This window comes from Marivita cryptomonadis (genome assembly GCF_002115725.1).
Taxonomy (GTDB): Bacteria; Pseudomonadota; Alphaproteobacteria; order Rhodobacterales; family Rhodobacteraceae; genus Marivita; species Marivita cryptomonadis.
On record NZ_JFKD01000007.1, the window covers coordinates 44,135 to 68,406 of the forward strand.

General features: G+C 62.0%; 26 protein-coding genes and 1 riboswitch. Of the genes, 18 read left to right on the forward strand and 8 right to left on the reverse strand.

Going from position 1 to position 24,272, the window contains the following annotated elements:
• Positions 1-73: 73 nt before the first annotated feature.
• Together MCRY_RS09330 and MCRY_RS09340 are read right to left on the reverse strand one after the other, a co-directional pair.
• Positions 74-3,007 carry a valine--tRNA ligase gene (locus MCRY_RS09330; protein ID WP_085629231.1) on the reverse strand — a complete coding sequence of 978 codons (2,934 nt, stop codon included), beginning with the start codon at positions 3,005-3,007 and terminating at the stop codon, positions 74-76.
• A gap of 528 nt (positions 3,008-3,535) precedes the next feature.
• Positions 3,536-3,754, reverse strand: coding sequence for a DUF1127 domain-containing protein (locus MCRY_RS09340; RefSeq protein ID WP_085629436.1), 219 nt, complete (start codon positions 3,752-3,754; stop codon positions 3,536-3,538).
• Between the two features lie 226 nt (positions 3,755-3,980).
• Here MCRY_RS09340 and MCRY_RS09345 point away from each other — a divergent pair, with 226 nt between their 5' ends.
• Positions 3,981-5,048 (forward strand): Mrp/NBP35 family ATP-binding protein, encoded by a 1,068-nt coding sequence (locus MCRY_RS09345; RefSeq protein WP_085629233.1) that lies wholly within the window; start codon positions 3,981-3,983, stop codon positions 5,046-5,048.
• 27 nt (positions 5,049-5,075) lie between these two features.
• Here the strand turns inward: MCRY_RS09345 and MCRY_RS09350 are convergent, their stop codons facing one another.
• The 6 genes from MCRY_RS09350 to MCRY_RS09375 are packed head-to-tail and all read right to left on the reverse strand — an operon-like array spanning position 5,076 to position 9,155.
• A complete protein-coding gene (locus MCRY_RS09350) occupies positions 5,076-6,044 on the reverse strand; it encodes an energy transducer TonB (protein ID WP_085629234.1) in 969 nt (322 codons plus the stop codon).
• Positions 6,044-6,433 (reverse strand): ExbD/TolR family protein, encoded by a 390-nt coding sequence (locus MCRY_RS09355; protein WP_085629235.1) that lies wholly within the window; start codon positions 6,431-6,433, stop codon positions 6,044-6,046. Before MCRY_RS09355 ends, MCRY_RS09350 begins: the two co-directional genes overlap by 1 nt.
• Entirely contained in the window at positions 6,430-6,804 is a 375-nt protein-coding gene (locus MCRY_RS09360) for an ExbD/TolR family protein (protein WP_085629236.1), read from the reverse strand. Before MCRY_RS09360 ends, MCRY_RS09355 begins: the two co-directional genes overlap by 4 nt.
• A 1-nt stretch (position 6,805) precedes the next feature.
• Positions 6,806-7,423, reverse strand: coding sequence for a MotA/TolQ/ExbB proton channel family protein (locus tag MCRY_RS09365; protein WP_085629237.1), 618 nt, complete (start codon positions 7,421-7,423; stop codon positions 6,806-6,808).
• Positions 7,420-8,178: an ABC transporter ATP-binding protein gene (locus tag MCRY_RS09370; protein WP_085629238.1), complete on the reverse strand. Its 759-nt coding sequence runs from the start codon at positions 8,176-8,178 to the stop codon at positions 7,420-7,422. The genes MCRY_RS09365 and MCRY_RS09370 overlap by 4 nt, the downstream gene beginning before the upstream one ends.
• Complete coding sequence (locus MCRY_RS09375) at positions 8,175-9,155, reverse strand: FecCD family ABC transporter permease (RefSeq protein ID WP_409645151.1); 981 nt, start codon at positions 9,153-9,155, stop codon at positions 8,175-8,177. Before MCRY_RS09375 ends, MCRY_RS09370 begins: the two co-directional genes overlap by 4 nt.
• Before the next feature lie 107 nt (positions 9,156-9,262).
• A riboswitch (cobalamin riboswitch) is annotated at positions 9,263-9,444 on the reverse strand.
• A 700-nt stretch (positions 9,445-10,144) separates the two neighbouring features.
• Between MCRY_RS09375 and mraZ the strand changes: the two genes are divergently transcribed.
• The 17 genes from mraZ to MCRY_RS09460 all read left to right on the forward strand — a co-directional run bounded on the left by mraZ (position 10,145) and on the right by MCRY_RS09460 (position 24,271).
• The gene (gene mraZ / locus MCRY_RS09380; RefSeq protein ID WP_171046148.1) at positions 10,145-10,654 is read left to right on the forward strand and encodes a division/cell wall cluster transcriptional repressor MraZ; all 510 of its coding nucleotides are present in this window, start codon (positions 10,145-10,147) and stop codon (positions 10,652-10,654) included.
• 6 nt (positions 10,655-10,660) lie between these two features.
• Positions 10,661-11,653, forward strand: a complete 993-nt coding sequence (gene rsmH, locus MCRY_RS09385; RefSeq protein ID WP_085629241.1) for a 16S rRNA (cytosine(1402)-N(4))-methyltransferase RsmH — start codon at positions 10,661-10,663, stop codon at positions 11,651-11,653.
• On the forward strand, positions 11,653-12,006 hold the full coding sequence (gene ftsL, locus MCRY_RS09390) for a cell division protein FtsL (RefSeq protein WP_085629242.1): 354 nt from the start codon (positions 11,653-11,655) through the stop codon (positions 12,004-12,006). Before rsmH ends, ftsL begins: the two co-directional genes overlap by 1 nt.
• Positions 12,003-13,790: a peptidoglycan D,D-transpeptidase FtsI family protein gene (locus MCRY_RS09395; RefSeq protein WP_085629243.1), complete on the forward strand. Its 1,788-nt coding sequence runs from the start codon at positions 12,003-12,005 to the stop codon at positions 13,788-13,790. Before ftsL ends, MCRY_RS09395 begins: the two co-directional genes overlap by 4 nt.
• A 44-nt stretch (positions 13,791-13,834) precedes the next feature.
• Positions 13,835-15,319 (forward strand): UDP-N-acetylmuramoyl-L-alanyl-D-glutamate--2,6-diaminopimelate ligase, encoded by a 1,485-nt coding sequence (locus MCRY_RS09400; RefSeq protein WP_085629244.1) that lies wholly within the window; start codon positions 13,835-13,837, stop codon positions 15,317-15,319.
• Positions 15,316-16,758 carry a UDP-N-acetylmuramoyl-tripeptide--D-alanyl-D-alanine ligase gene (locus tag MCRY_RS09405; protein WP_085629245.1) on the forward strand — a complete coding sequence of 481 codons (1,443 nt, stop codon included), beginning with the start codon at positions 15,316-15,318 and terminating at the stop codon, positions 16,756-16,758. Before MCRY_RS09400 ends, MCRY_RS09405 begins: the two co-directional genes overlap by 4 nt.
• A 6-nt stretch (positions 16,759-16,764) precedes the next feature.
• Positions 16,765-17,847 (forward strand): phospho-N-acetylmuramoyl-pentapeptide-transferase, encoded by a 1,083-nt coding sequence (gene mraY / locus MCRY_RS09410; RefSeq protein WP_085629246.1) that lies wholly within the window; start codon positions 16,765-16,767, stop codon positions 17,845-17,847.
• Between the two features lie 241 nt (positions 17,848-18,088).
• Entirely contained in the window at positions 18,089-19,309 is a 1,221-nt protein-coding gene (locus MCRY_RS09415) for a Coenzyme F420 hydrogenase/dehydrogenase, beta subunit C-terminal domain (RefSeq protein ID WP_085629247.1), read from the forward strand.
• Between the two features lie 68 nt (positions 19,310-19,377).
• Positions 19,378-19,857, forward strand: coding sequence for a UPF0262 family protein (locus tag MCRY_RS09420; RefSeq protein ID WP_085629248.1), 480 nt, complete (start codon positions 19,378-19,380; stop codon positions 19,855-19,857).
• A 3-nt stretch (positions 19,858-19,860) separates the two neighbouring features.
• On the forward strand, positions 19,861-20,310 hold the full coding sequence (locus MCRY_RS09425; RefSeq protein WP_085629249.1) for an arsenate-mycothiol transferase ArsC: 450 nt from the start codon (positions 19,861-19,863) through the stop codon (positions 20,308-20,310).
• Positions 20,307-20,702 carry a nuclear transport factor 2 family protein gene (locus MCRY_RS09430; RefSeq protein WP_085629250.1) on the forward strand — a complete coding sequence of 132 codons (396 nt, stop codon included), beginning with the start codon at positions 20,307-20,309 and terminating at the stop codon, positions 20,700-20,702. The genes MCRY_RS09425 and MCRY_RS09430 overlap by 4 nt, the downstream gene beginning before the upstream one ends.
• The gene (locus MCRY_RS09435) at positions 20,702-21,298 is read left to right on the forward strand and encodes a GNAT family N-acetyltransferase (RefSeq protein ID WP_085629251.1); all 597 of its coding nucleotides are present in this window, start codon (positions 20,702-20,704) and stop codon (positions 21,296-21,298) included. The genes MCRY_RS09430 and MCRY_RS09435 overlap by 1 nt, the downstream gene beginning before the upstream one ends.
• Entirely contained in the window at positions 21,295-22,179 is an 885-nt protein-coding gene (locus MCRY_RS09440; RefSeq protein WP_085629252.1) for a carbon-nitrogen hydrolase family protein, read from the forward strand. The genes MCRY_RS09435 and MCRY_RS09440 overlap by 4 nt, the downstream gene beginning before the upstream one ends.
• Before the next feature lie 80 nt (positions 22,180-22,259).
• A complete protein-coding gene (gene infA / locus MCRY_RS09445) occupies positions 22,260-22,478 on the forward strand; it encodes a translation initiation factor IF-1 (RefSeq protein ID WP_005978431.1) in 219 nt (72 codons plus the stop codon).
• A 7-nt stretch (positions 22,479-22,485) separates the two neighbouring features.
• Complete coding sequence (locus tag MCRY_RS09450) at positions 22,486-23,064, forward strand: Maf family protein (protein ID WP_085629253.1); 579 nt, start codon at positions 22,486-22,488, stop codon at positions 23,062-23,064.
• The gene (locus tag MCRY_RS09455) at positions 23,061-24,083 is read left to right on the forward strand and encodes a ribonuclease E/G (RefSeq protein ID WP_085629254.1); all 1,023 of its coding nucleotides are present in this window, start codon (positions 23,061-23,063) and stop codon (positions 24,081-24,083) included. The genes MCRY_RS09450 and MCRY_RS09455 overlap by 4 nt, the downstream gene beginning before the upstream one ends.
• Complete coding sequence (locus MCRY_RS09460; protein ID WP_085629255.1) at positions 24,080-24,271, forward strand: DNA gyrase inhibitor YacG; 192 nt, start codon at positions 24,080-24,082, stop codon at positions 24,269-24,271. The genes MCRY_RS09455 and MCRY_RS09460 overlap by 4 nt, the downstream gene beginning before the upstream one ends.
• Position 24,272 lies beyond the last annotated feature (1 nt).

Genomic DNA, 24,272 nt, shown 5'->3' on the forward strand with positions numbered 1-24,272 from the left:
GTCCGGCGTGGGTCGGGCAGGGCATGGCGTCCTGTCCGACCCTTTTAAGTTTGGAATCGGGTGGTGTGTGGGATCACCCCAACTCGGCCAGCCGGTCCATCGCCTCTTGCAACTTGGCCGCTTCGTCCTCACGCGCTGCAAGGTTGGCGCGGGTTTCCTCGACCACCTCATCCGGGGCCGATTCAACGAATTTCGGGTTGCCCAAACGCCCTTTCATGCCGCCGATCTCTTTGGCGAGCTTTTGCAGCGACTTCTCCAAACGGGCCTTTTCCTCGGCCACGTCGATGATATCCGCCAGCGGCAGACCAAACGTCGCGCCGTCCATTGGCACGGTGGCGCAGCCCTTGGGGAAGGCATCGACTACGGTCAATTCGTCGATCCGCGCCAGACGCTTGATCAGCACCTCGTTGCGGTCCCATGCGGCTTTTGCGGCATCGCCCATATCCTTGACCACCAGCGGCAGATAGAGGCCCACTGGCACGTGCATCTGCTGCCGTGCGGACCGGATGCCCTCGATCAGACCGATCACCCAGTTCATCTCGCGGTCGGCTTCTGCGTCGATCAGGTCGGCGCCATAGGTCGGCCAGTCGGCATGGACGAGCATCTTCGACCGGTCGCCAGTGACCGCCCACAGCTCTTCGGTCATGAAGGGCATGATCGGGTGCAACAGGATCAGACACTGGTCGATGACCCACGCCATGGTGGCCTTTGTTTCCGCCGTTTGCGGGCCTTCGTCCAGCAGCAGCGGCTTGGAGAATTCCACATACCAGTCGCAGACCTTGCCCCAGACGAAGCGGTAGAGCGCTGCTGCAGCGTCATCGAAGCGGTAGGCATCAAGGGCTGCATCCACCTCGGCACGCACGCGGGCGGTTTCACCAATGATCCACTGGTTCACCGTTGCGGTGGCCTTGGGGATGTCGGCGCTGGGGGTCCGGTTCTCGAACACACCGTTCATTTCGGCAAAGCGCGTCGCATTCCAAAGCTTCGTGCCGAAGTTCCGGTAGCCCGCGATCCGCTGCATATCGAGTTTCAGCACACCCCCAAGCGAGGCCATCGCCGCATTGGTAAAGCGCAGCGCGTCCGCGCCGTATTCGTCAATGATCTCAAGCGGATCAACCACATTGCCCAGTGACTTGGACATCTTCTTGCCCTTGGCGTCGCGGACGAGGCCGTGCAGGTAGACATCCTTGAACGGAATCTGGTCGACCACGGCCAACTGCATCATCATCATCCGCGCGACCCAGAAGAACAGGATGTCCTGCCCGGTCACCAGAACGCTGGTCGGGAAATACTTGGTCAGTTCCGGTGTTTGCTCGGGCCAACCCAATGTGCCGATCGGCCAGAGACCGGAGGAGAACCACGTGTCCAGAACGTCGGGGTCGCGGGTCAATTCAACACCGTCGCCCGCCATCGCCTGCGCTTCGGCCTCGGTCGGCGCGCAGTATTGGTTACCGTCGGCGTCGAACCAAACCGGGATCTGATGCCCCCACCAAAGCTGGCGCGAGATGCACCACGGTTCGATATTCTCAAGCCAATGGAAATAGGTCTTTTCGCCCGACTCCGGCACGATCTTGACCTCACCCGAGCGCACGGCCTCCAATGCGGGGCCGACGATCTTATCGGCGTCCACGAACCATTGGTCGGTGAGCATCGGTTCGATCACCACCTTGGAGCGGTCGCCGAAAGGCTGCATGATCGGCTTGGCTTCGACCAGCGGCACCAGCGTATCTTCGCGGGCTTCGCCACCCTCTTCGGGGGCGACTGGCGCTTTGGGCGAGCCAAGACGCGGATCGGTGACAGGGACCATCACCGCCAAACCTTCGGCGGTGATTTCGTCGATCACGGCCTTGCGCGCCTCGAACCGGTCCAATCCGCGCAGGTGATCTGGCACAAGGTTCAGCGCGTCGGTTTCCGCCTCGGTCAGCGTGCGTTCGCCGCGCGCCACGGCACCCGCGACCAATGCCGCCTCTTCATAGGGCGCACCGTCGTCACGCATGTGCGCTTTGGTGTCCATGAGGCGGTAGCAGGGGATGTTCCCGCGCTTGGCGACACCGTAGTCGTTGAAGTCATGCGCGCCGGTGATCTTCACCGCGCCCGAACCAAAGGTGGGGTCGGGGTATTCATCAGTGATGATCGGGATCAGGCGGCGGTGTTCCTTGGGTCCAACCGGAATCTCGCAAAGCTTTCCGACGATTGGCGCATACCGCTCATCCGACGGATGAACCGCAACAGCGCCGTCGCCCAGCATGGTTTCGGGGCGCGTCGTGGCGATGGAGATATAGTCGCGCTCTTCCTCCAGCACGATAGTCCCGTCCTCGTCCTTTTCGATATAGGTATAGGTGGCGCCCCCCGCGAGCGGGTATTTGAAGTGCCACATATGGCCGGGGTTCTCGATATTCTCGACCTCGAGATCCGAAATCGCGGTCTCGAAATGCGGGTCCCAGTTGACCAACCGCTTGCCGCGATAGATCAGCCCCTTGTTGTACATGTCGACAAAGACTTTGATCACGGCATCGTGGAAGTTCGGCCCATTGCCGCGATCCGGGTCCCCGGCAGCACCGCCCATGGTGAACGCCTCGCGCGACCAGTCGGCGGATGCGCCAAGGCGCTTGAGCTGCCCGATGATCGTGCCGCGTGATTTGACCTTCTGCTGCCAGACGCGGTCCAGAAACGCCTCGCGCCCCATCTCGCGACGGCTTGGTTCGCCATTGGCGGCCATCTCGCGTTCGGTGACCATCTGCGTGGCGATGCCCGCATGGTCGGTGCCCGGCTGCCACAGCGTGTCGAAGCCGCGCATCCGGTGCCAGCGGACGAGGATATCCTGCAACGTGTTGTTGAAGGCGTGGCCCATATGCAGCGACCCGGTCACGTTGGGCGGCGGGATCATCACGCAGAACGTGTCCTCGCGCGAGGCATTGGCGCCCGCCTGGAAGGCACCGCTGTCTTCCCACGCCTTGTAAAGCCGCGCCTCGGCCTCGCTCGCGTCGAATGTCTTTTCCATCGCCATGGGGTCAGTTCCCGCTTTTGTGCAGCCCTGATGGGGCCGCATGAATTCCGTTGCGCCTCATCTAGCGAATGGGCGGGGAAAGGAAAACCCAAGGCAGGCGGGAAAATGGCGGGATCGGGAAAGGTCCTTCGAAGGACCTTGGGCATGGGATTTCGAAATCCCGTGGCGCCACGTTTCGCAAGGCGGTCCCCCAGAACGAAAAAAACGGTGGTGCCAAGGGAGGAGAGGCACCACCGTTTCCAGTTCACGGCATCCAGGGAGGAGGAGAGGACGCCGATCTTGTGTGGGCATCAGCCCGAAATTTGTGACGGTGACACCAGGGAGGAGGAGAGGTGCCACCGTCGAGTTCACGGCATCCAGGGAGGAGGAGAGGATGCCGAGCCAGTGTGGGCGTTAGCCCGAAACTTGTGACGGTGGCACCAGGGAGGAGGAGAGGTGCCACCGTCGGGATCACGACATCCAGGGAGGAGGAGAGGATGCCGAGCCAGTGTGGTAAGGGGCCCGAAGGCCATGCTCACCGAATGTCGTTCAGCTTTCGTAAGCTGCCTGATATGCAACGCGCTTGATCTCGGAATGGTTCAATCCAAGATCGCACAATTCGCGATGCGACAACGCGCTCAGTTCGCGCAGGGTGTCACGGTAGATCTTGCGGCGTGCCGCTTTGGCGCGATAATCTGCGATCAGGGTGTTGACCCGATCCATGATGCCATTGCCGACCGCGCCGAGACTGTTTGTTTCGTATGCCATGTGTCTGCTCTGTTCGAATTTCTGTGTTTCCGTTCGCTTGAGACAAAGATAGGCGAATGCTGCGGTTGCACAATACGAATTTGCTTCAATGCTGCTATGCAGCAATTGCATAGGGCAAATGGTTCAAATTTGTGCGTTTTGCGCTAACAGGCCTAATTCCCATGCAGGTGGTTGAAGCTGCGCAATGAGACTGTCATCTCTGTGACACAAAGATGAAAGGTTGGGCATGTCCGTAACGACCGAAGAGATTCGCGCAGCGCTGGCCCGTGTCGCGATTCCAGATGGCAAAGACCTGATTTCCGCTGATCTGGTCCGGGCGATTCAGATCGACGGGACCGCCGTCCGCTTTGTCATCGAAGCCCCATCACCCGAAATCGCCCGCCTGATGGAGCCCGTGCGCAAGGCGGCCGAGGCCGTTGTCGCGGAATTGCCGGGTGTCTCACAGGTGACAGTGGCGCTGACCGCGCATGGTCCAGCTGCGAAACCACCCTCGGGGCTCAAGATCGGCGGTCACATGAAACCGCAGGCGGGGTCTTTGAAGCCGTCGGGCGTCGCGCGGATTTTGGCGATCGGCTCGGGGAAGGGGGGAGTTGGCAAATCCACCGTGTCCTCGAACCTTGCCGTGGCATTGGCGCGGGCGGGGCGCCGGGTTGGGCTGCTTGACGCCGATATCTACGGCCCGAGCCAGCCGCGCATGATGGGCGTGTCGCAAAAGCCGCACAGCCCGGATGGGCAGACGATCATTCCGCTGACCGCCCATGGTGTCACCGTCATGTCTATTGGTTTGATGCTGCCCGAGGAAAAGGCGGTGGTCTGGCGCGGGCCGATGTTGATGGGCGCGCTACAGCAGATGCTGAGCCAAGTGGCTTGGGGCGAACTCGATGTTTTGCTGGTCGATTTGCCGCCCGGCACGGGCGACGTGGCAATGACCCTGTGCCAAAAGGCGCAGGTGTCCGGGGCCATCGTGGTCTCGACCCCACAGGATGTGGCGCTGCTGGATGCCCGTAAGGCGCTCGACATGTTCGATACGTTGAAAACCCCGGTGCTGGGCCTGATCGAGAACATGGCCGTTTTCACGTGCCCGCATTGCGGTGGGCAAAGCCACATCTTTGGATCGGGCGGCACGGTTGCCGAGGCCTCGGCGCGGGGTGTGCCTTTGCTGGCGCAATTGCCTCTGGATCTGGACACACGGCTGGCCGGAGATGGCGGTGTGCCGGTTGCGGCAGGAGAAGGGCCGATGGCCGAGGCCTATGCCAAGCTGGCCGACGGGTTGATCAAGGGCGGCATGGCCTGAGCCGGGGCGCGCTGCGTCGACGCAGCGTCACCGCGAGACGGTCAGACGTTGGCTGAACCGGTAGCTGGATTTATTCAAACCCTCGGGAGCCCGCGGAAACCGTGCGCGTTTGACCGCAGCCAAAGCGGCCTGATCCAGACGAGTGTTGCCTGAAGACCCAGCAAGAGACACGCCAGCTACGTGCCCTGCAGGCGTTATGGCAATCACCAGTTTCACCGTTCCCGCGACCCCGCGCGGTGGCCTGTGCGCGCGCCGGAGCGCCGATGTGATCTGTGCACCCCATTGCTGTTCCAAACGCGCGAGTTGCGCAGCCGACGGGCCTTTTGCCACCGGTGCCGCGCGTGCTGGTGCCGCGGCGGTGACGGGTTTTGCGCCGTTGCCTTTGGCCGTTTGGGCCGGACGCGCGGCGCTTGGTGCAGCGACCCGGCGTTCGGGGCGGCTTTCTGGACGCAGTGAGGCCAGCGGCGCAATGCGCGGGGCGGCGGGGGTGCTGTCCACCTTTGGCATGGTGGGCGCGCTGTCGGTGACGCGCGGCTGCACCGGCGCTGATGGGCGCACATCGCTTTCGGCGCGAGGAGTGTTCGGCATGGCTGTTGCGTTTGCCTTGGGCAAAGGCAGTGCATCGGGGGCGGGGGCCGCGAACGGCACTGGTGGTGCGGGCAAGCGGGTGTCGATCCGTGGCACATCACGTGCTGTGTTTGGGGCCGCAAGGGCGGCGATCTGAGGGCGCGGAGCCGGGGCCATGTCCTGCGCTGGGCGGACCGGCGGTGTTGTCGCGTCCGGTACGGCCAAAGCTGGCGCGTCGCTCACCTCGGGCACCCGGTCCCAGTCTTGTACCATCGCGGCCAGCGTCGGGGTTGCGGCTTGTAGGGTGACATCGGCCGTGCCGCCTTGGCCGCCGCTGCTGCCGCCACCGGGGAAGGGGGCGACGACCAGAGTTGCGGCGTGCAATGCGCCTGAAAGGGCGATGAAGGCGGTGAGCTCCATGATCCGCATCAGCCGCCCTCCGTCACGATCTCGACCCGCTCGGCACCAAGTTGTGCAAGCTGCGTCAGCACCTGTGCCAGAGTGGCGGCAGGAAGGCGTGCGTCGGCGTAAAGGCGCAGCGGCGTGTCCTGTGTCGCAGCAACCGCCCGCGCCAAAGCAGCATCGCCACGCGCAGTGGCAAACGCGATTTCGCCCGTCGCGTTGATATAGAGTGCGGTCTGGCCCGTGTCTTCGTCGCCGCTGGCGTTCGGCAGGGTCAGGTCAAAGGGTGCGGGTGGCACGATCTGCGCGGTCATCAGAAAAAAGATGAGCAGCAGAAAGACCACGTTGATCATCGGCACGACCGGTTCGCGCGAGGCGCGCCTTGGGCGCGGGGCAATGAGCGGTGCGCGTCTCATTCCAACACCACAAGGTTTGTCCAGCCTGCGCGGCGCAGGGTGCCCATGACATCCAGCAGATGCTGGACCGAGGCGCCGTCGCGGGCGCGGAGCAGGATGATGTCGGTCTGCGTGCCCATGAGGGGCGTCAGGCTGGCGACCGGATCGGTGGTGTCGATACCATTTACGCGCAGCGCATCGGGCAGTACGGTGATCAGGCGCGGCGGGCCGTCATAGGGCTGTGCTGCACCACCCGATAGCGTGACCGGGATGGCATCGGTCACGCCGAACCGGGCAGCCAGCATGAAGAACACCAGCAGCAGAAACACGACGTCGATCATCGGGGTCAACCCGATGCGGCGGCGGCGTGTCTGATGCGCAAGGTTCAACATGTCAGCCCTGTTTGCCTTTGGTCAGAATGCGGGTCGCCAGATCATCGAAATCATGGGCGAGGCGGTCATTGATACTGTCGAACCAGCTGAGCGCCATTGACGCGGGGATCGCCACGGCCATGCCGGCAGCGGTGGTCAAAAGCGCCTCCCAGATACCGCCGGCTAGGGCCGAGGGGTCGGCGCGGGCGCCGCTGTCTTGCAAGGCTTGGAACGCGTCGATCATGCCCAGAACGGTGCCCAGTAGGCCCACCAGCGGCGCAATGGTTGCAATGAGGTCCAGCGCGCGCAGGCCGCTGCCTGCATCCATCAGCGCGCCACGGGCGACGCGGGTGGTCTCGTCGCGGGCGTCTTCGGGGGGCAGTGTCTGGCTGGCTTGCATGGCTGCTTTGACGACGCGGGCGCGCAGGCCGGTGCGCTGGCGCAGGCTGGACAGGGCGCTGTCGTGCTGGCCGCGTTGCCATTGGTCAACAGCGGCTTCGGTTGCGTCACGCCGCCATGCGCCCATGAGCGACAACCGCCACAACTTCCACAGGATCAGGCCAAGGGTGATGACGCTGAGGCCCGTGATTACCCAAAGCGCGGGTCCGCCGACGTTCAGAAACGCGATGATGTCTGTCATGTCAGCACCCCCAGTGGCTGGACGATTGGGCCTTGTGGTGTGTCGATCACCTCTGCCTCAAGGCGAAACACCTCTGCCAGAAGGGCAGGCGTCAGCACATCGCGCGGCGCGCCGTCGGCAATAATGCGGCCCGCGCCGAGCAGAATGAGACGGGTGCAATAACGTCCCGCAAGCGACAGGTCGTGTAAAGACGTGAGCACGGCGCGCCCCTCTTGGGCCAATGTCTTGAACACCTGAAGCGTGGCAATCTGTGCGGCTGGGTCCAGCCCGGCGATGGGTTCATCGGCCATCAGCAGTGGCGTGTCCTGTGCCAGTGTCCGCGCGATCAACACGCGGGCCTGTTCGCCGCCGGACAGAGCGGTGGCCAGACGGGTGCGGTAGTTTTGCAGGCCCATGCGGGTCAGGGCGGCATCGACGGCGGTTTGGTCGGTTGGGCTGAGCCGTGCGCCACGCGCGAGATAGGGCAGGCGACCAAGGGCCACGATCCGCTCCACGCTCATTGGCCACGCGATTTCGCGTGTCTGGGGCAGCCATGCGGCTTGGGCGGCGCGCTGCTTTGGCGAGAGAGCGGCCAGGCTGCTGGTGCCCTCATACGTCAAGAGACCCAGCGCACCGCGCAGAAGCGAGGTTTTGCCCGCGCCATTGGGGCCGATCAGGCCGACACATTCTCCGGGACCTATGACCAGAGATGCGGCATCGACCACCGGGCATTCGCCGCGCCGGACGGTGAGGTTCTGCACGGACAGGAGGGTCATGCGATTTCCCTCCGTGTCTTATATATAAGGTGCAGAAACAGCGGTGCGCCGATCAGGGCCATGACGACGCCGAGTTTCAGGTCGCGGTCCGGCAGAACAAGCCGTGTTGTCAGGTCGGAGGCCAGCACCATCGCGGCCCCACCAAGCGCTGAGGCCCAGAGCAGGGTCGAGGGACGACCATGGGCAAAGCGGCGCAGGATGTGCGGCACGACCAGACCGACAAACCCCACCGCTCCGGCCATTGCAGTTGCTGCACCCACGGCGGCAGCGGTGCCGAACAGCAGTTGCAGGCGCAGGCGAGAGAGCGAGATGCCCAAGGCTTCGGCAGCGTCTTCGCCCAATGTCAGTGCGTCAAGGCCGCGGCCCAGTCCGGCCAGTGCGATCCAGCCCAGCGTCATGATCGGCAGCGCCAGCCAGACATGGCTCATGGCACGGTTGGCGACCGAGCCCATCATCCAGAACATGATCTCGGACGCGGCATAGGGGTTGGGGGAGAGGTTCAGCGTCAGGGATGTCAGGGCGGCGGCAAAGGCCGACACGGCGATGCCTGCAAGGATCAGGGTTAACGACGACCCGCGCGGACCCGCCAGCAGCAGGATCAGGCCAACGGCCAACGCGGCAAAGCTGAGTGCCGTGATCGGCAGCGCCAGCGCAAAGGTGGCGGCCAGCCCGGTTTGCAGAGCGATCACCGCCCCCAGGGCGGCCGAGCCGGACACGCCGATCAAACCGGGTTCGGCCAAAGGGTTACGCAAGAACCCCTGCATCGCGGCACCAGCAAGGCCGAGCGACACGCCAACCATTGCCGCCAGCAGCGCGCGCGGCAGGCGGATGTCCTGCATGATCGTCACGTAAAGCGGGTTGCCCCTGCCAAACAGCGCTGACAGGCCTTCGGGAACAGAGATCGCCGCATAGCCGACAAAGAGCGATGCGAGGAACATCGCCACTGTCAAAACCATCAGCGCACTAAAGAGCTTCACCGCTCTGCCTCCCGCGCATCGAACATATCAAGCCTTCGGGACATGCCCAAAGGCGGTGACTGTCACCACACCGGAGTACCGTCACAGCCCGCGCACCCCGCGCGAGTGTAGGGTGATCTGTCACGGCAGGTCTCCTGACTTGCGGGTCGGGGCGTGTATCGGGCCTTCCCGGTTTCCCAGTGGCATATGCCGAACACGCTCGCCGTTTACAGTTGCGGGGGCAGTCGTGGGATTTCACCACGTTCCCTTTTCACCGGGGGTTGCCCGGACCATGACCTCTTTGGCGTACAACCGGGCTGTTTGCATTGCAAGCTTTGGTGAACTTCGGGTGCGTATGGGTCGCGTGTGGGGCGGGCATGGGAATAGGTGGGATTGGGCATGGGAAAAGATGGGACGGATTGCCAGGGCCTTGTGCGACAAGTCGAATCATTGGGTTGATTCGGGTGGAAATTCGGGAAAAATCGTTGGATTTGGAGTTTCCAGCCATTGCGATTTGGTGATGTTCTTGGTTTGTTTGTTGCGGATGTGGGAAATTATGGGCAACAATCCTGCGTGCCGTACTTGTCTATATATAGTATTTGTTTCTGCGCCTTGTGGCGTATTTTGCCAAAAATCGATCACTTATCCACCAGATGCAGTTTCTGGAAGGGCGCGCAAACAGCATATGGATGCAAATTCCCATAAAAAACTGTTGCGACCCATACTTTCCCATGGCATCCCTAATGCACGAGATGAGAGCAGGAACAGCAAACGAGGCAACACAGACCTCGACGCGGTATCCAAATAAATAAAAAAAGCAGGTTTCATACAGGCACCCGCTTTCATCGAACACAGAGATCCGGCGCGCGGGCGAGCAGACATCCCCCCAGGTGGCGCGCGCAGTCGGACTTCCCGGAGACGGGACACGGACGGCGGGTTGATCAGTGGCAGCAGATCAACCCGCCGTTTCCGTTTCCAGGGACAAGAGGCATGAAAGGACCAGTAGGGCAGTGACCCGTAGACTGAGGTTCAGAGGCGAAAGTCATCACAAGGTTGATGGCAAGGGCAGGGTGTCTATCCCGGCCTCGTTTCGTCGTGTCCTCGAGGCGGGCGATCCCGCGTATACGGATGGTTTGAATCCCGAGCTGGTTATTGTCTACGGCGACAAGCGCCGCAAATATCTTGAATGTTATACGGTCGAGGCCATCGAAGAGGTGGACGAAAAGATCGAAGCGCTCCCACGGGGATCGGTCGAGCGCAAGATGCTGCAACGGTTGTTCAACGGCCAATCCCACGCGACCAGTGTTGATGAGACCGGGCGGCTGGTGCTGCCGGCCAAGCTGCGCGAGAAGATCGGGTTGAGTTCCGAGGCGTTCTTCATCGGTGCAGGCGACACGTTCCAGATCTGGGATCCCGAGACCTTCGAGGCAGAGGAGCAGGCTGCAACCGACGAGTGGCTGGACGAGCTGCCCGACGATGTCGATCCGCTCATCTTCCTGGACCAGCAGCCGGGGGGCTGATCGGATATGTCTGCTGCCGCTGCTTCCCCTTCGACTGACCCACACATTCCCGTCCTTCTTGCTCCGCTCTTGCGGGCGGTGGCGCCGGTCACAGGTGTTTGGGTTGATGGCACCTTTGGCGCTGGTGGCTATGCGCGCGGTTTGATCGAGGCCGGGGCCGACAAAGTCATCGGCATTGATCGCGATCCGCTGGCGCATGAGATGGCCGCGTCTTGGTTGCCGGAATTTGAGGGCCGGATCGAATTGCACCGCGCGAATTTTGCCGAGATGGACGAGATCGCGTATGGTGTGGACGGGGTTGTGTTGGACCTTGGTGTGTCGTCGATGCAGTTGGATTTGGCGGAGCGCGGGTTTTCCTTCATGAAGGACGGACCGTTGGACATGCGGATGGGGCAGGACGGACCTTCGGCGGCGGATATCGTGAATACGGCGGACGAGTTCGATATTGCGGATATTCTTTATACATACGGTGAAGAACGCGCCTCGCGCCGGATCGCCAAGGCGATTGTCGCGGCGCGGAAAGTTGCGCCGATCACGCGGACGTTGGAACTGACCCGGATCGTCGAATCCTGCCTGCCGCGCCCCAAGCCAGGGCAGTCCCACCCGGCAACGCGCAGTTTTCAGGCGCTGCGGATTGCGGTGAACGATGAATATGGCGCGTTGATGCAGGGCTTGATGGCTGCCGAACGGGCGCTGAAGCCCGGCGGATTGCTGGCCGTGGTCAGCTTTCATTCGGTCGAGGATCGGATGGTCAAACGGTTCTTGCAGGCGCGCGGCGGTCAATCGGGACGGGCCAATCGCTATGCGCCTGAAATCGAAGCCGAAACCCCCGCGTTCAAGATCGTGACCCGTAAGGCGGTTGGTCCCGATGATGACGAATTGGCGGTCAATCCAAGATCGCGATCGGCCAAGCTGCGTGTTGCGCGGCGCACCGATGCGCCCGCCGGAGACATCGACGCGGGACAGATTGCCTTGCCTCAACTGAAGGAGGACCGCTGATGCGTTCCCTGTTGTATGTCCTGACGTTTCTGACTGTCATCGGGGCGGCGTTCTGGGCGTATCACGAGAATTACAAGACGCAGGCTGCGTTGGGTGACGCGCAAGCGGTGCGCGGTGAAATTGCCGAAGCGCGGGCGCGCTTGGCGGTGTTGCGGGCGGAATGGGCCTATCTGAACCGCCCGGACCGGCTGCGGGATCTGGCAGAGGTGAACTTTGAGCGTCTGGGGCTGATGCCGCTTGAGCCGGATCAGTTCGGGCGCGTGGATCAGATCGCCTATCCGCAACCACCCGAGCTGCCGATCACCGACCCGGTCGAAATCTCAAGCGCAGGCGCACAGGAGCAAGAACCATGATCCGCACGCCGCTTCGGCCTTTGGCGCGCATTCTGGATGCCCGCCGCAAGGGCGAAAACCCCGACGCCATCGAGCGTGAGAACCTGAGGATTCGCCACGAACAGATGCGCGATAAGGCGCGGTCGCGGGCCGAGGGACGGTTGTTGGTTATGGCGGTGATGTTCTTTTGTGCCTTTGGAGTGGTTGGGGCGCGGATGGGCACGCTGGCGGCATCCGAGCCGGAAGAGCCACGCGCGCAGGCCACGGGTGCGTCGATCATCGCCAGTCGGGCGGATATTGTCGACCGTCAGGGCCGTATTCTGGCGACCAACATGGAGACCTTCTCGCTGTATGCACATCCGCAGCAGATGGTTGATCCAGTCCGTACAGCATCGGAATTGGTCAAGATTTTTCCTGAGCTTAATGAAGAACGTTTGCGCAAAGACTTCACTGGCAACCGTAAGTTCATGTGGGTGCGTCGAAAACTGAGCCCCGAGCAAAAGCAAAAGGTGCACGATATCGGTGAGCCAGGGTTGTTGTTCGGGCCACGTGAGATGCGGCTTTATCCCAATGGAGCGCTGGCATCACACATCCTTGGCGGAGCGAGCTTTGGCCGGGAAGGGGTTCATTCTGCTGAAGTAATCGGCACTGCAGGTATCGAGAAATTCTTTGATGATGAACTGCGTGACCCGGCGCGTGAGGGTGCGCCACTTGAGCTGTCTCTGGACCTGACGATTCAGGCCGCGACCGAACGTGTGCTTCAGGGCGGCATGAACCTGATGAATGCCAAGGGTGCTGCCAGCGTGTTGATGGATATCTACACAGGTGAGGTGATCGCCATTGCGTCCCTGCCGGATTTCGATCCGAATGATCGCCCGCGCCCGCTGACCCAAGGCGAGGCTGCGGACAGCCCGCTGTTCAACCGTGCCGTGCAGGGCGTGTACGAGCTGGGATCGACCTTCAAGGTTTTCGCGTCTGCGCAGGCGCTTGATTTGGGGTTGGTGAACCCGGAAACCGTGATCGATACGTCCGGCCCGATGAAGGTTGGGGGGTTCAAGATCGGTGAATTCAACAACAAGAATTACGGACCTTTGTCGGTCTCGGACATCATCGTCAAAAGCTCGAACCGGGGCACCGGGCGTCTGGCCTTGGCGATCGGCGCGCAGCGTCAGCAGGAGTTTCTGAAAGGGTTGGGGTTCTTCGAGCCGACGCCCTTGGAGATTGTCGAAGCGGCAGGGGGCAAGCCGTTGCTGCCGCAGCGTTGGACCGACCTGTCGAGCGTGACAATCTCTTACGGTCACGGCCTGTCGTCGAGCCCGCTGCATCTGGCTGCTGGCTATGCCGCGATCGCAAATGGCGGGTACAAGGTCGAGCCGACGCTTCTCAAGCAGAGCGGGGCCAAGCTGGGTCCGCGCTTGATGTCGGAACGCACCGCACGGCAATCTGTTGATATGCTTCGGAAAGTTGTGACCGAGGGCACCGCCAGTTTTGGCGAGGTGCCGGGGTATTTCGTTGGTGGGAAAACCGGAACGGCTGACAAACCCAAGGCGCGCGGTGGCGGGTATTACGACGACAAGGTGATCAATACCTTCGCGTCGGTGTTCCCGACCAACGATCCGAAATACGTGTTGATCGTGACACTGGATGAACCGGTCGAGACCAGCGGCACGAAGCCACGACGCACCGCAGGCTGGACGGCTGTTCCTGTCGCCGCTGAAATGATCCGCCGCGTTGCGCCGCTTCTGGGCTTGCGTCCGGAGGTCGAAACGCGGCAATTGACGGGCATCATCAACACCTCGAACTGAGGGCATCCGCCCCTGATCGGGATCAAGAACACGAGGGGGTCGTCATGGCAGCAAAGGGCAAAAGCCTGAGCGCGCTGGGGCTGACGGCGCGCGGCGGCGCGGATGCGATTGTCACCGGGCTTGCGGTGGACAGCCGGGATGTCAAAGAGGGATACCTGTTTGCGGCGCTGCCGGGCACAAAGATGCATGGTGGCGAGTTTATCCAATACGCACTGCGTATGGGGGCTGCGGCCATCCTGACCGATGTCGAAGGCGCCGAGATCGCCAAGGACGAGCTTGCGGGATCGACCGCAGCAGTGGTGATCGCTGCCGATCCGCGCCAAACCTTGGCGTTTTGTGCGGCGCTTTGGTTTGAACAGCAGCCCGACACGATGGTTGCGGTCACCGGGACCAATGGCAAGACGAGCGTGGCCAGTTTCGTGCGGCGGATCTGGCAATTGCTGGGAATACCTGCGGTCAATCTTGGCACCACGGGTGTTGAGGGCGACTGGCAGGCGCCCCTCATGCATACCACGCCTGAACCGATCACGCTGCACCGTGCCTTGGCGGGTGCGGCGGAGGCCGGGATCGACCATGCCGCAATGGAGGCGTCCTCGCATGGGTTGGCGCAGAGGCGTTTGGACGGGGTGAACCTGCGCGCGGCTGGGTTCACGAATTTCACGCAAGACCATCTGGATTACCACGACAGCTTTGAGGCGTATTTCGACGCGAAGGCGGGGCTGTTTGCCCGTGTCCTGCCCGAAGACGGGATCGCCGTGATCAATATCGACGATGCACGCGGTGTGGACATGCTTGCCATCGCGCGGGCGCGGGGCCAAGAAACCATGACAGTGGGCCGTGACACCGGCGCGGACATGGTGCTGCTGGGACAGCGCTTTGACGCCACCGGGCAGGACGTGCGGATCAAGTTCGGGGGAGAGACCTTTCAGTCCCGACTGAACCTTGTCGGCGGATTTCAGGCGGAAAACGTTATGGTCGCCGTGGGTTTGGTGATCGCGAGCGGCGTGACTCCGGACCGGGTGTTTGCGGTCTTGCCTGAATTGGAAACCGTACGTGGCCGGATGCAACTGGCGGCGACGCGCGACACTGGCGCTGCGGTTTACGTGGATTATGCGCACACGCCCGATGCGGTGGCGACCGCCTGTCAGGCGATCCGGCCGCATGTCATGGGCCGTTTGGTGGCGATCATCGGTGCTGGGGGCGACCGTGACCCCGGCAAGCGGCCCCTGATGGGGGCGGCGGCTGCGGAATTTGCTGATCAGGTGATCGTGACCGATGACAACCCGCGCAGCGAAGACCCGGCCTTGATCCGGGCGGCTGTGCTGGAAGGCGCGCCCGAGGCAACAGAGGTAGGTGATCGAGCCGAGGCGATCCTGCGCGGTGTCGATGCGGTGGGTCCGGGCGATGCTCTGCTCATCTGCGGCAAGGGGCACGAGACAGGGCAGATCGTGGGCGACACGGTTTATCCGTTTGACGATGTGGAACAGGCCAGCGTGGCCGTGGCAGCTTTGGACGGGAAACTGGCATGACCCTTTGGACAAGCGCAGAGGCGGCAGCGGCGACGGGTGGTCGCGTCACCGGTGATTGGACAGCGAGGGGTGTGTCGATCGACACGCGGACGATCCAGCCGGGGGATTTGTTCGTCGCCTTGACGGCGGCACGTGATGGGCATGACTTTGTCGCACAGGCGTTGGAAAAGGGGGCTGCGGCGGCCTTGGTGGCCCGTGTGCCTGAAGGTGTGGCCGAAGATGCGCCGCTGGTGATCGTGGACGACGTTCAGGCTGGGCTTGAGGCTTTGGGGCGTGCGTCGCGGGCGCGGACACAGGCCAAGGTGGTTGGAGTAACAGGATCGGTCGGCAAAACCTCGACCAAGGAAATGTTGCGCACGGTTCTAAGCGCCCATGGCACCGTACACGCGGCAGAGGCCAGCTATAACAACCATTGGGGTGTGCCGCTCACACTGGCGCGGATGCCGCGTGATGCAGAATTCGCGGTGATCGAGATTGGGATGAACCACCCCGGTGAGATCGCGCCGCTGAGCCGGATCGCACGCCCGCATGTGGCCATGGTGACCATCGTTGCGCCAGCGCACCTTGAGGCGTTCGAAAGTATTGACGGGATCGCGCATGAAAAGGCGTCGATCTTTGATGGGTTGGAGCCCGGCGGCGTGGCGATCTGGAACGGGGATCTGCCGACCAGCAGGATCTTGCAGGCGCGGGCGGCTGAGACGGCGCAGCTGAGCGTTTCGTTCGGCGAAAGCGAAGGCTGCGACATGCGCGTGGCCTCGGTCCGGGAAAGCGACGGGCATAGCGTGGCGCAGGCGGTGTTGGACGGAGGTGAGCTTCTTTACAAGATCGACGCGCCGGGGCGGCATTTCGCCATCAACGGGGCGGCGGTTCTGGCGGTCTGCGAAGTGCTGGAACTGGACCGGGCGCTTTCGTTGGCGGCGATGGGACGCTGGCATCCGGGGGCGGGGCGCGGGGCGCATGTGACAATCCAATTGGATGAGGCGGACCCGAATGCGACGCTGGCGTTGTTCGATGACGCGTATAATGCCAATCCGGCCTCGGTTGCGGCGTCGCTTGCGGTTCTTGCCGCAGCCCCTGTGCAGCATGACGTGGGCCGGGTCAGCAAGGGGCGACGGATCGCCGTGCTGGGCGATATGAAGGAATTGGGGCCGACCGGGCCGGATTTGCACGCGGCGTTGGCCGATCTGGACGCGACCAAAGCGTTGGACAAGGTGCATTGCGTCGGGCCGTTGATGCGGAACCTCTACGATGCGCTACCCGATGAACGGCGGGGATTGTGGTTCGAGACATCGGACGATATGGCCGCGCGGTTGCCGCGCCAGTTGGATGCAGGCGACGTGGTGATGGTCAAGGGATCGCTGTCGATGCGGCTGGCCCGCGTGGTTGACGCCATCCGCAATATGAGCCAAGGCAACGCGCGCGACGACGCGGAGGGATAAGAGTTCATGTTGTTTTGGTTGACCGCACTGTCGGACGGGGGGGACTTCTTCAACCTCTTTCGCTATATCACGTTCCGCGCCGGGGGCGCGTTTCTGACCGCGCTGATCTTTGGCTTTTTGTTCGGCAAGCCGCTGATCAACGTGCTGCGCAAGCGGCAGGGCAAGGGCCAGCCGATCCGCACGGACGGGCCTGAAGGGCATTTTTCCAAGGCTGGCACACCGACCATGGGTGGTTTGTTGATCGTCGGCGCGTTGCTGACGTCGACGCTGCTTTGGGCGCGGCTGGACAACCCGTTTGTGTGGATGGTGTTGTTTGTCACCATGAGTTTCGCGCTGATCGGCTTTGCCGATGATTATGCCAAGGTAAAGAAGCAGAACACTGCAGGTGTTTCCGGTAAGGTGCGACTTTTGCTGGGCTTTCTGATCGCAGCCATCGCGGGCTACTGGGCCGCGCAATACCATCCCGAAGAGCTGACGAACCAGTTGGCCTTCCCGGTGTTCAAGGACACGCTTTTGAACCTTGGCTATCTGTTTGTGCCGTTTGCGGTGATCGTCATTGTCGGCGCGGCAAATGCGGTGAACCTGACGGACGGGTTGGACGGGCTGGCCATCATGCCAGTGATGATCGCAGCCGGTACGTTGGGGGTGATCGCCTATGCGGTGGGGCGGGTCGATTTTACCGAATATCTGGACGTGCATTACGTGCCGGGCACCGGCGAGATCCTTATCTTTACAGCGGGTCTGTTCGGCGGTGGTTTGGGGTTCCTGTGGTACAATGCGCCGCCTGCAGCTGTGTTCATGGGCGATACCGGGTCTCTGGCGCTTGGCGGTGCCTTGGGGGCCATCGCGGTCGCCACCAAGCACGAGATCGTGCTGGCAATTGTCGGCGGTTTGTTCGTGGTCGAGGCGCTGTCTGTGATTATCCAGGTGCTGTACTTCAAGCGGACGGGCAAGCGCGTGTTCCTGATGGCGCCGATCCATCACCATTACGAGAAAAAGGGCTGGGCGGAGCCGCAGATCGTGATCCGGTTCTGGATCATCTCGCTTATTCTGGCGCTGATCGGGTTGGCGACGCTGAAGGTGCGCTAGGCGCTCAATCCGAAAAGTGGAAGCCGGTTTTCGAGATAATTGAGCGCAATAGAATTGCGCGCTGGTTTTCTCGTCCTTACGCCTTTGGCGACGTCCTCGGGCGCGTGAGCATGTGACGCTTCTGCCTTGCGGTGCGCCTGTGTGTGCGGCGTGTTTGCATATTTGGAAAAAGAAGAAGCGTGGACTCGCTTTTCATGCGGGTGTCAACTAAAGTTGACATGTCGCGTTGAGGAGAGTCTGCATGGATGGTGGTCGTGTTGGCCTGACGGTGCCCGAGATAGGTGGCGCTCCACGGGCTGGACTCTGTACCGATTGCGGCGTGTCACGCATGGGCGATGGCCGTGCGTGCGGGAAAGCCTGCCAGTTCATCCAGCCGGATTACGAGAGCCTTGAGGAGGCTGTGCATGGGCGCGTCGCCGGTGCCGGGGATGAGGCGTTTTTTGGCGTGTCGCAAGCCATGTACCGCGCGCGGCTGGAGCCTGCGGCCGAGGGGGCGCAGTGGACTGGGCTGACCACCGGGCTTGCGGCAGAGCTTTTGCGGGCGGGGGCGGTGGATGCGGTACTGGCGACAGCGCCTGATCCGCTGGACCGTTGGAAGCCGCTGCCGGTGATCGTGACCGAAGCCGAGGATATGGCCCAGTGCCGGGGCATGCGCATGGGCTACGGGCCGCTTCTGGCGCTGCTTGAGCCTGCACGGGCGGCTGGGCATCGGCGGATCGCAGTGGTTGGCGTGCCGTGTCAGATTTATGCGCTGCGGGCGCTGGAGGCTGAGCTTGGGTTCGATGAGATCACGGTGATCGGCACGCCTTGTTCCGACAACACCACAACCGAGAATTTCCACGCGTTTCTGGCGCGGCTCGATGATAAGCCGGAGACCGTCTCTTACCTTGAGTTCCGCGCGGATTACCGGGTGGAATTGCGGTTTGATGACGGACGCAAGCCGCGCTTTGTGCCGTTTCTGAAGCTGCCGCTGTCGGACTTGCCGGCGGATTTCTTTCCGATGACCTGCAAGACCTGCGTCGACTATACCAACCGGCTGGCGGATATCACCGTGGGTTATATGGGCGGCGATGGCGACCAGTGGCTGATCGTGCGCAACGCCCGCGGAACGGCAGTGCTGGACCGGTTGGGCGACAAGGTGGTGCGACGCGCTCTGACCGACAAGGGCAAGCGCGAGGCGGCGGTTAAAGGGTTCATGGCCAACACTGAACGGGCTGCTGGCGGGCTTCCGCTGCGGCGGATGCCTGACTGGGTGCGGCCCATTGTGGCGTGGTTGCAACCGCGCACGGGGCCTCGGGGGTTGGAGTTCGCCCGTGCGCGGGTGGAAATGAAAGCGATCGAGACGATTTTGCACCTGCGGCGCGCACATCCTGCGCGGATCAAGAACATGGTGCCGCCGCATGTCTGGCGTGTTGCGGCCCGCTATGGTCTGTTGCCGGACAAAGACGAGACGCGCGGTTAGGCCAAAGGTCAGATTGCACGAGATATCAACGCGCGCTAGGGAGGGGTGCAGATCAAGGAAGACGGCCCATGACACGCATTGCCCATATCGAACTGGACGACGGCAATCTGCCCCCGCCCACACCCGAGATCGAACAGGAACGCCGTGTGGCGATGTTCGACCTGATGGAACACAACACGTTCGAGCTGCCTGACCGTGACGGGCGACCTGTACCACAGGGGCCGTATAACGTGGGTCTGTCGATCCGCGATAAGCGGCTGGTCTTCGATGTGACCACAGAAAGCCATGAAAAGGCTGCGGAATTTCATCTTTCGTTGTCGCCGTTCCGGCAGGTGGTGAAGGATTATTTCCAGATCTGCAAATCCTATTTCGATGCGGTGAAGACGCTGCCACCCAGCCAGATCGAGACCATCGACATGGCGCGGCGCGGTATTCACAACGAAGGCGCCCGCATCCTGCAGGAGCGTCTTGACGGTAAGGTGACGGTGGATGACGACACCGCACGGCGCCTGTTCACCTTGGTCTGCGTCCTGCATTTCGGGGGCTGAGGTTTGAAAGCGCTGCCGCAGTCGATTCTGTTTTGCTGCGATCATAATGCTGTGCGGTCCCCAATGGCCGAGGGGATCATGAAGAAGCTTTATGGCTTTGAGACCTATGTGCAATCGGTCGGCGTTGTGAATGACCTTGAGATCGATGGGTTCGCCATCTCGGTCTGCAATGAGATCGGTGTCGAAATGAGCCGCCATCGGTCGCGGTCTTTCGATGAGTTGGAAGAGAATGGTGAAGCCTTGTCGGGGTTCGATCTTGTCGTGGCGTTATCTCCTGCGTCGCAGCGGCGGGCGCTGGACCTGACGCGGTTTTATCATCTGACGGTGGAATACTGGCCGATCATGGACCCGACGGGTCTTGGCGAAACGCGTGAGCAAAAGCTGAACGCCTATCGGCAGACGCGCGACCAGTTGGTGGATCATTTGAAACGAAAATGGGGAGGGCAGCTATGAGCCGGGCGACACTTGAGCGGTATTTCGATGCGTTTAATCGCAAGGACATTGCAGGGATGCTCGACTGTCTGACCGAGGACGTGGCGCATCATGTGAATGAGGGCAATGTGCGGATCGGGCGCGCGGCGTTCGAGGAATTCTGTGGGCATATGGCGCGGTGCTATGACGAGACATTGACCGAACTGGTGGTGTTTGTGGCCGAGGACGGCGCACGCGGCGCTGCGGAATACATGGTGAACGGCACCTATCTGGCGACCGATGCCGGGCTTCCCGAAGCCAAGGGGCAGGGCTATCGCCTGCCTGCGGGGTCGTTCTTTTCGTTGCAGGATGGCAAGATCAGTCGGGTGGTGACCTATTACAATCTGAGCGACTGGACCCAACAGGTTTCGTGATGCGGATCGAAGCGCTGACCGGAGAGGCGCTGGACGCGGCTCTGGATGATGTGGCGGGGCTGCGCATTCGGGTGTTCCGGGACTGGCCGTATCTCTATGACGGCGATCTGGAGTACGAGCGGCGGTATCTGGAGACCTATCGAGCCTCGGATGCGGCGATCCTTGTGGGTGCGTTTGACGGGGCGCAGCTGGTCGGAGCAGCCACCGGCACGCCGATGGCGGATCACGCGGATGATTTCGCGGCAGCCTTCGAGGGGACCGGACTGGCGCTGGGTGACATCTTCTACTGTGCCGAGTCGGTGTTGTTGCCGGACTATCGCGGACGCGGTGTTGGGCATCGGTTTTTCGATCTGCGCGAGGCACATGGACGGGCATTGGGGGCAACCGTGTCGGCGTTTTGCGGGGTGGTTCGGCCTGTGGACCATCCGTTGAGGCCAGACGGTTATCGGCCTTTGGATGCGTTCTGGCACAAGCGGGGCTATGCGCCGTTGGACGGTGCTTTGGCGTGGTTTTCGTGGAAAGATATCGACCAGACAGACGCGACACGGAAGCCTTTGCAGGTTTGGACGCGGTCCTTGAGGAAGGATGAAGAATGAAAGTTGCCGCAGCCGCATACGCGATGGATTTTCTCGATAGTTTTGAGGCTTACGAGGAAAAGTTGACTCGTTGGGTGAGCGAGGCGGTCGGCGCTGATGCGGATCTCTTGGTGTTCCCGGAATACGGCGCGATGGAATTGGCCACGCTTGCAGGGCGCGATGTGGCGCTGGACCTTGAGGCGTCGCTCAGGGCGGTGTCTGACCGGATCCCAGAGGCGGATGCACTGCACGCAACGGTGGCGCAGAAGTTTGGCGTGCACATACTGGCGGCCTCGGCCCCTGTGTTCGATCCAGCTTTGGGCGATCGTCCGGTGAACCGAGCGCGATTCTTTGCGCCTGATGGCAGTATGGGCCATCAGGACAAGCAGATCATGACCCGATTCGAGCGTGAAGAATGGGGCGTCGTGGCGGGTGGGCCGTTGCAGATCTTCGACACGGCGCTGGGCAAGATCGGCATCCTGATCTGTTATGACAGCGAGTTTCCACTGCTTGGTCGGGCGATGGCAGAGGCCGATTTGATCCTTGTGCCATCCTGCACCGAAGCACTGACTGGTTATTCGCGTGTGCGGATTGGATCGATGGCACGTGCTTTGGAAAATCAGTGCGTTACGGTCATGTCTTCAACTGTCGGGCCATGTGATTGGTCCGAGGCGGTGGATGAAAACACGGGTATGGGCGGCATTTTCGGACCGCCCGACACCGGGTTTCCGCCCACCGGCGTGATTGCGGAAGGCGTGTTGAACCAGCCCGGCTGGACCTATGCCGATATCGATCTGAAGCAGATCGCCCATGTGCGTGCGGACGGCGTTGTCCTCAACCGGCGGCATTGGGACGATCAGATGGGACGTGACGTGATTGCCGCAACGCGGAAACTGGGTTGAATAGGCCTTGATAAATTGGGCGATTGGCCCCATTTAGAAGCGCGCCTCAGACTCAGGAGGCGATCAACTTAGGAGAAACCATGGCCAAGGAAGACACGCTCGAATTTCCCGGTGTCGTCAAGGAACTCCTGCCTAACGCGACATTTCGGGTCGAGCTTGAAAACGGCCATGAGATTATCGCGCATACGGCAGGCAAGATGCGTAAGAACCGGATTCGGGTTCTTGCAGGCGACAAGGTGCAAGTCGAAATGACGCCCTACGATCTGACCAAGGGTCGGATCAACTACCGCTTCAAGTAAGCGATCCATGAAGCTGATCCTTGGCTCCGGCAGCCCCCGGCGGCGGGAGCTTTTGGCTCAGATCGGGGTGGAGGCGGATGACATCCGCCCGCCCGATATCAACGAAGATCCTCGTCCCGATGAATTGCCGCGTCCGTATTGCGTGCGTCTTGCGCGCGAAAAGGCGTTGGCGATTCCTGCCAGTGACGATGAGATTGTCCTGTCTGCCGACACCACTGTTGCCCTGGGTCGCCGTATTCTGGGTAAACCCGAAAATGCTGCCGAAGCGGCGCAGTTCCTTTATGCGTTGTCCGGACGCCGCCACCGCGTTGTAACGGCGGTGGCTGTGCGCCGAGGCGACAAGTTGTGGGAACGTGACGTGGTCACACAGGTGAAGATGAAGTCACTCAGCGATGCCGAGGTGAACGCCTATCTGGCCAGCGATGACTGGCGCGGCAAAGCGGGCGGCTATGCCATCCAAGGCCCGGCAGGCGCGTTTGTGCCGTGGATCAACGGCAGTTTCAGCGCGGTTGTGGGTCTGCCATTGGCCGAGACCGCGAACCTGCTCGTTGCAGCGGGCTATCCGCTTTACGGGGGTGCAGCATGAAGGGTCGTCTGATTGCGCTTGATCACATTGGCGATCGTGAAGCAGCGGCGCTGATGGTGGATGGAGTGGTCGAAGACCTGTTCTTTGACACAGACCAGCCTGCGCCGGGAACGATTTATCGCGCCATTGTCGAACGTCCGATGAAGGGACAGGGCGGGATGTTCCTGCGCACGCCCGACGGGTCGGCGTTTGTGCGGCAGGTCAAGGGTCTGTCCCCCGGGCAAACGCTCTTGGTGCAGGTCACCGGCTATGCTGAGCCGGGCAAGGCTATCCCGGTCACACATAAGGTGCTGTTCAAGAGCCGTTATGCCATCGTCACGCCCGATGCGCCGGGGATCAATGTGTCGCGCCGGATCAAGGATGAAGATGCGCGCGAAGAGCTGTTGGCGGTCGCGCATGACATCATGGATGAGGGCGATTTTGGTCTGATCCTGCGGTCTTCGTGCGAAGGGGCCGACGCGGGCGAGATTTCTGACGATATCGCGGCGATGGCCGATCTGGCTGCCAAGGTGATGGCAGACGCCACCGGCGACGCGGAAACTCTGACCCTTGGTGACGGTCCGCATCTGCTGGCATGGCGCGAATGGACAGATAAAGCCGAGATCGACAGCACCGATGGCAGTTTCGACAGGCACGGCATTCTTGATGTGCTTGACGGGTTGAAAGCCCGCGATGTGCCGTTGGGCGGTCCTGCGTCAATGGCGATCGAGCCCACGCGCGCCTTGGTGGCAGTGGATGTGAACACTGGCGGGGACACCAGTCCTGCAGCGGGGCTCAAGGCGAACCTCGCTGCGGTCAAGGACCTTCCACGCCAGTTGCGGCTGCGCGGGCTTGGTGGACAGATCGTGATTGACCCGGCCCCTACGGCCAAGAAAGACCGCCGTCAGATCGAAAGCGCCCTGCGCGCAGCACTCAAGCGGGACAGCGTGGAAACCGTCTTCGTGGGGTGGACTCCGCTGGGGCATATCGAGTTACAACGCAAACGTGACCGACTGTCCCTCAGCGAGGTGCTGATATGAGCTGTCCCATCTGCGGCAAGGAAACAGATGCCAAAGCCCGTCCATTCTGTTCCAAGCGGTGTGCCGATCTGGATTTGGCGCGGTGGTTGAACGGCAATTACGCTGTGCCGTCAGACGACCCCGAAGACATCGAAGCGGCAATTGAGGCGGCTGAACAGGCGGCGGCGGCGTCCGATAAGCTGCACTAGC

What these genes read in the sequence shown, in the direction of transcription:
- MCRY_RS09330 (WP_085629231.1), bottom strand. Translation starts at nt 3,007, where the DNA reads ATGGCGATGGAAAAGACATTCGACGCGAGCGAGGCCGAGGCGCGGCTT.
- MCRY_RS09340 (WP_085629436.1), bottom strand. Translation starts at nt 3,754, where the DNA reads ATGGCATACGAAACAAACAGTCTCGGCGCGGTCGGCAATGGCATCATG.
- MCRY_RS09345 (WP_085629233.1), top strand. Translation starts at nt 3,981, where the DNA reads ATGTCCGTAACGACCGAAGAGATTCGCGCAGCGCTGGCCCGTGTCGCG.
- MCRY_RS09350 (WP_085629234.1), bottom strand. Translation starts at nt 6,044, where the DNA reads ATGCGGATCATGGAGCTCACCGCCTTCATCGCCCTTTCAGGCGCATTG.
- MCRY_RS09355 (WP_085629235.1), bottom strand. Translation starts at nt 6,433, where the DNA reads ATGAGACGCGCACCGCTCATTGCCCCGCGCCCAAGGCGCGCCTCGCGC.
- MCRY_RS09360 (WP_085629236.1), bottom strand. Translation starts at nt 6,804, where the DNA reads ATGTTGAACCTTGCGCATCAGACACGCCGCCGCCGCATCGGGTTGACC.
- MCRY_RS09365 (WP_085629237.1), bottom strand. Translation starts at nt 7,423, where the DNA reads ATGACAGACATCATCGCGTTTCTGAACGTCGGCGGACCCGCGCTTTGG.
- MCRY_RS09370 (WP_085629238.1), bottom strand. Translation starts at nt 8,178, where the DNA reads ATGACCCTCCTGTCCGTGCAGAACCTCACCGTCCGGCGCGGCGAATGC.
- rsmH (WP_085629241.1), top strand. Translation starts at nt 10,661, where the DNA reads ATGTCTGCTGCCGCTGCTTCCCCTTCGACTGACCCACACATTCCCGTC.
- ftsL (WP_085629242.1), top strand. Translation starts at nt 11,653, where the DNA reads ATGCGTTCCCTGTTGTATGTCCTGACGTTTCTGACTGTCATCGGGGCG.
- MCRY_RS09395 (WP_085629243.1), top strand. Translation starts at nt 12,003, where the DNA reads ATGATCCGCACGCCGCTTCGGCCTTTGGCGCGCATTCTGGATGCCCGC.
- MCRY_RS09400 (WP_085629244.1), top strand. Translation starts at nt 13,835, where the DNA reads ATGGCAGCAAAGGGCAAAAGCCTGAGCGCGCTGGGGCTGACGGCGCGC.
- MCRY_RS09405 (WP_085629245.1), top strand. Translation starts at nt 15,316, where the DNA reads ATGACCCTTTGGACAAGCGCAGAGGCGGCAGCGGCGACGGGTGGTCGC.
- mraY (WP_085629246.1), top strand. Translation starts at nt 16,765, where the DNA reads ATGTTGTTTTGGTTGACCGCACTGTCGGACGGGGGGGACTTCTTCAAC.
- MCRY_RS09415 (WP_085629247.1), top strand. Translation starts at nt 18,089, where the DNA reads ATGGATGGTGGTCGTGTTGGCCTGACGGTGCCCGAGATAGGTGGCGCT.
- MCRY_RS09420 (WP_085629248.1), top strand. Translation starts at nt 19,378, where the DNA reads ATGACACGCATTGCCCATATCGAACTGGACGACGGCAATCTGCCCCCG.
- MCRY_RS09430 (WP_085629250.1), top strand. Translation starts at nt 20,307, where the DNA reads ATGAGCCGGGCGACACTTGAGCGGTATTTCGATGCGTTTAATCGCAAG.
- MCRY_RS09435 (WP_085629251.1), top strand. Translation starts at nt 20,702, where the DNA reads ATGCGGATCGAAGCGCTGACCGGAGAGGCGCTGGACGCGGCTCTGGAT.
- MCRY_RS09440 (WP_085629252.1), top strand. Translation starts at nt 21,295, where the DNA reads ATGAAAGTTGCCGCAGCCGCATACGCGATGGATTTTCTCGATAGTTTT.
- infA (WP_005978431.1), top strand. Translation starts at nt 22,260, where the DNA reads ATGGCCAAGGAAGACACGCTCGAATTTCCCGGTGTCGTCAAGGAACTC.
- MCRY_RS09450 (WP_085629253.1), top strand. Translation starts at nt 22,486, where the DNA reads ATGAAGCTGATCCTTGGCTCCGGCAGCCCCCGGCGGCGGGAGCTTTTG.
- MCRY_RS09455 (WP_085629254.1), top strand. Translation starts at nt 23,061, where the DNA reads ATGAAGGGTCGTCTGATTGCGCTTGATCACATTGGCGATCGTGAAGCA.
- MCRY_RS09460 (WP_085629255.1), top strand. Translation starts at nt 24,080, where the DNA reads ATGAGCTGTCCCATCTGCGGCAAGGAAACAGATGCCAAAGCCCGTCCA.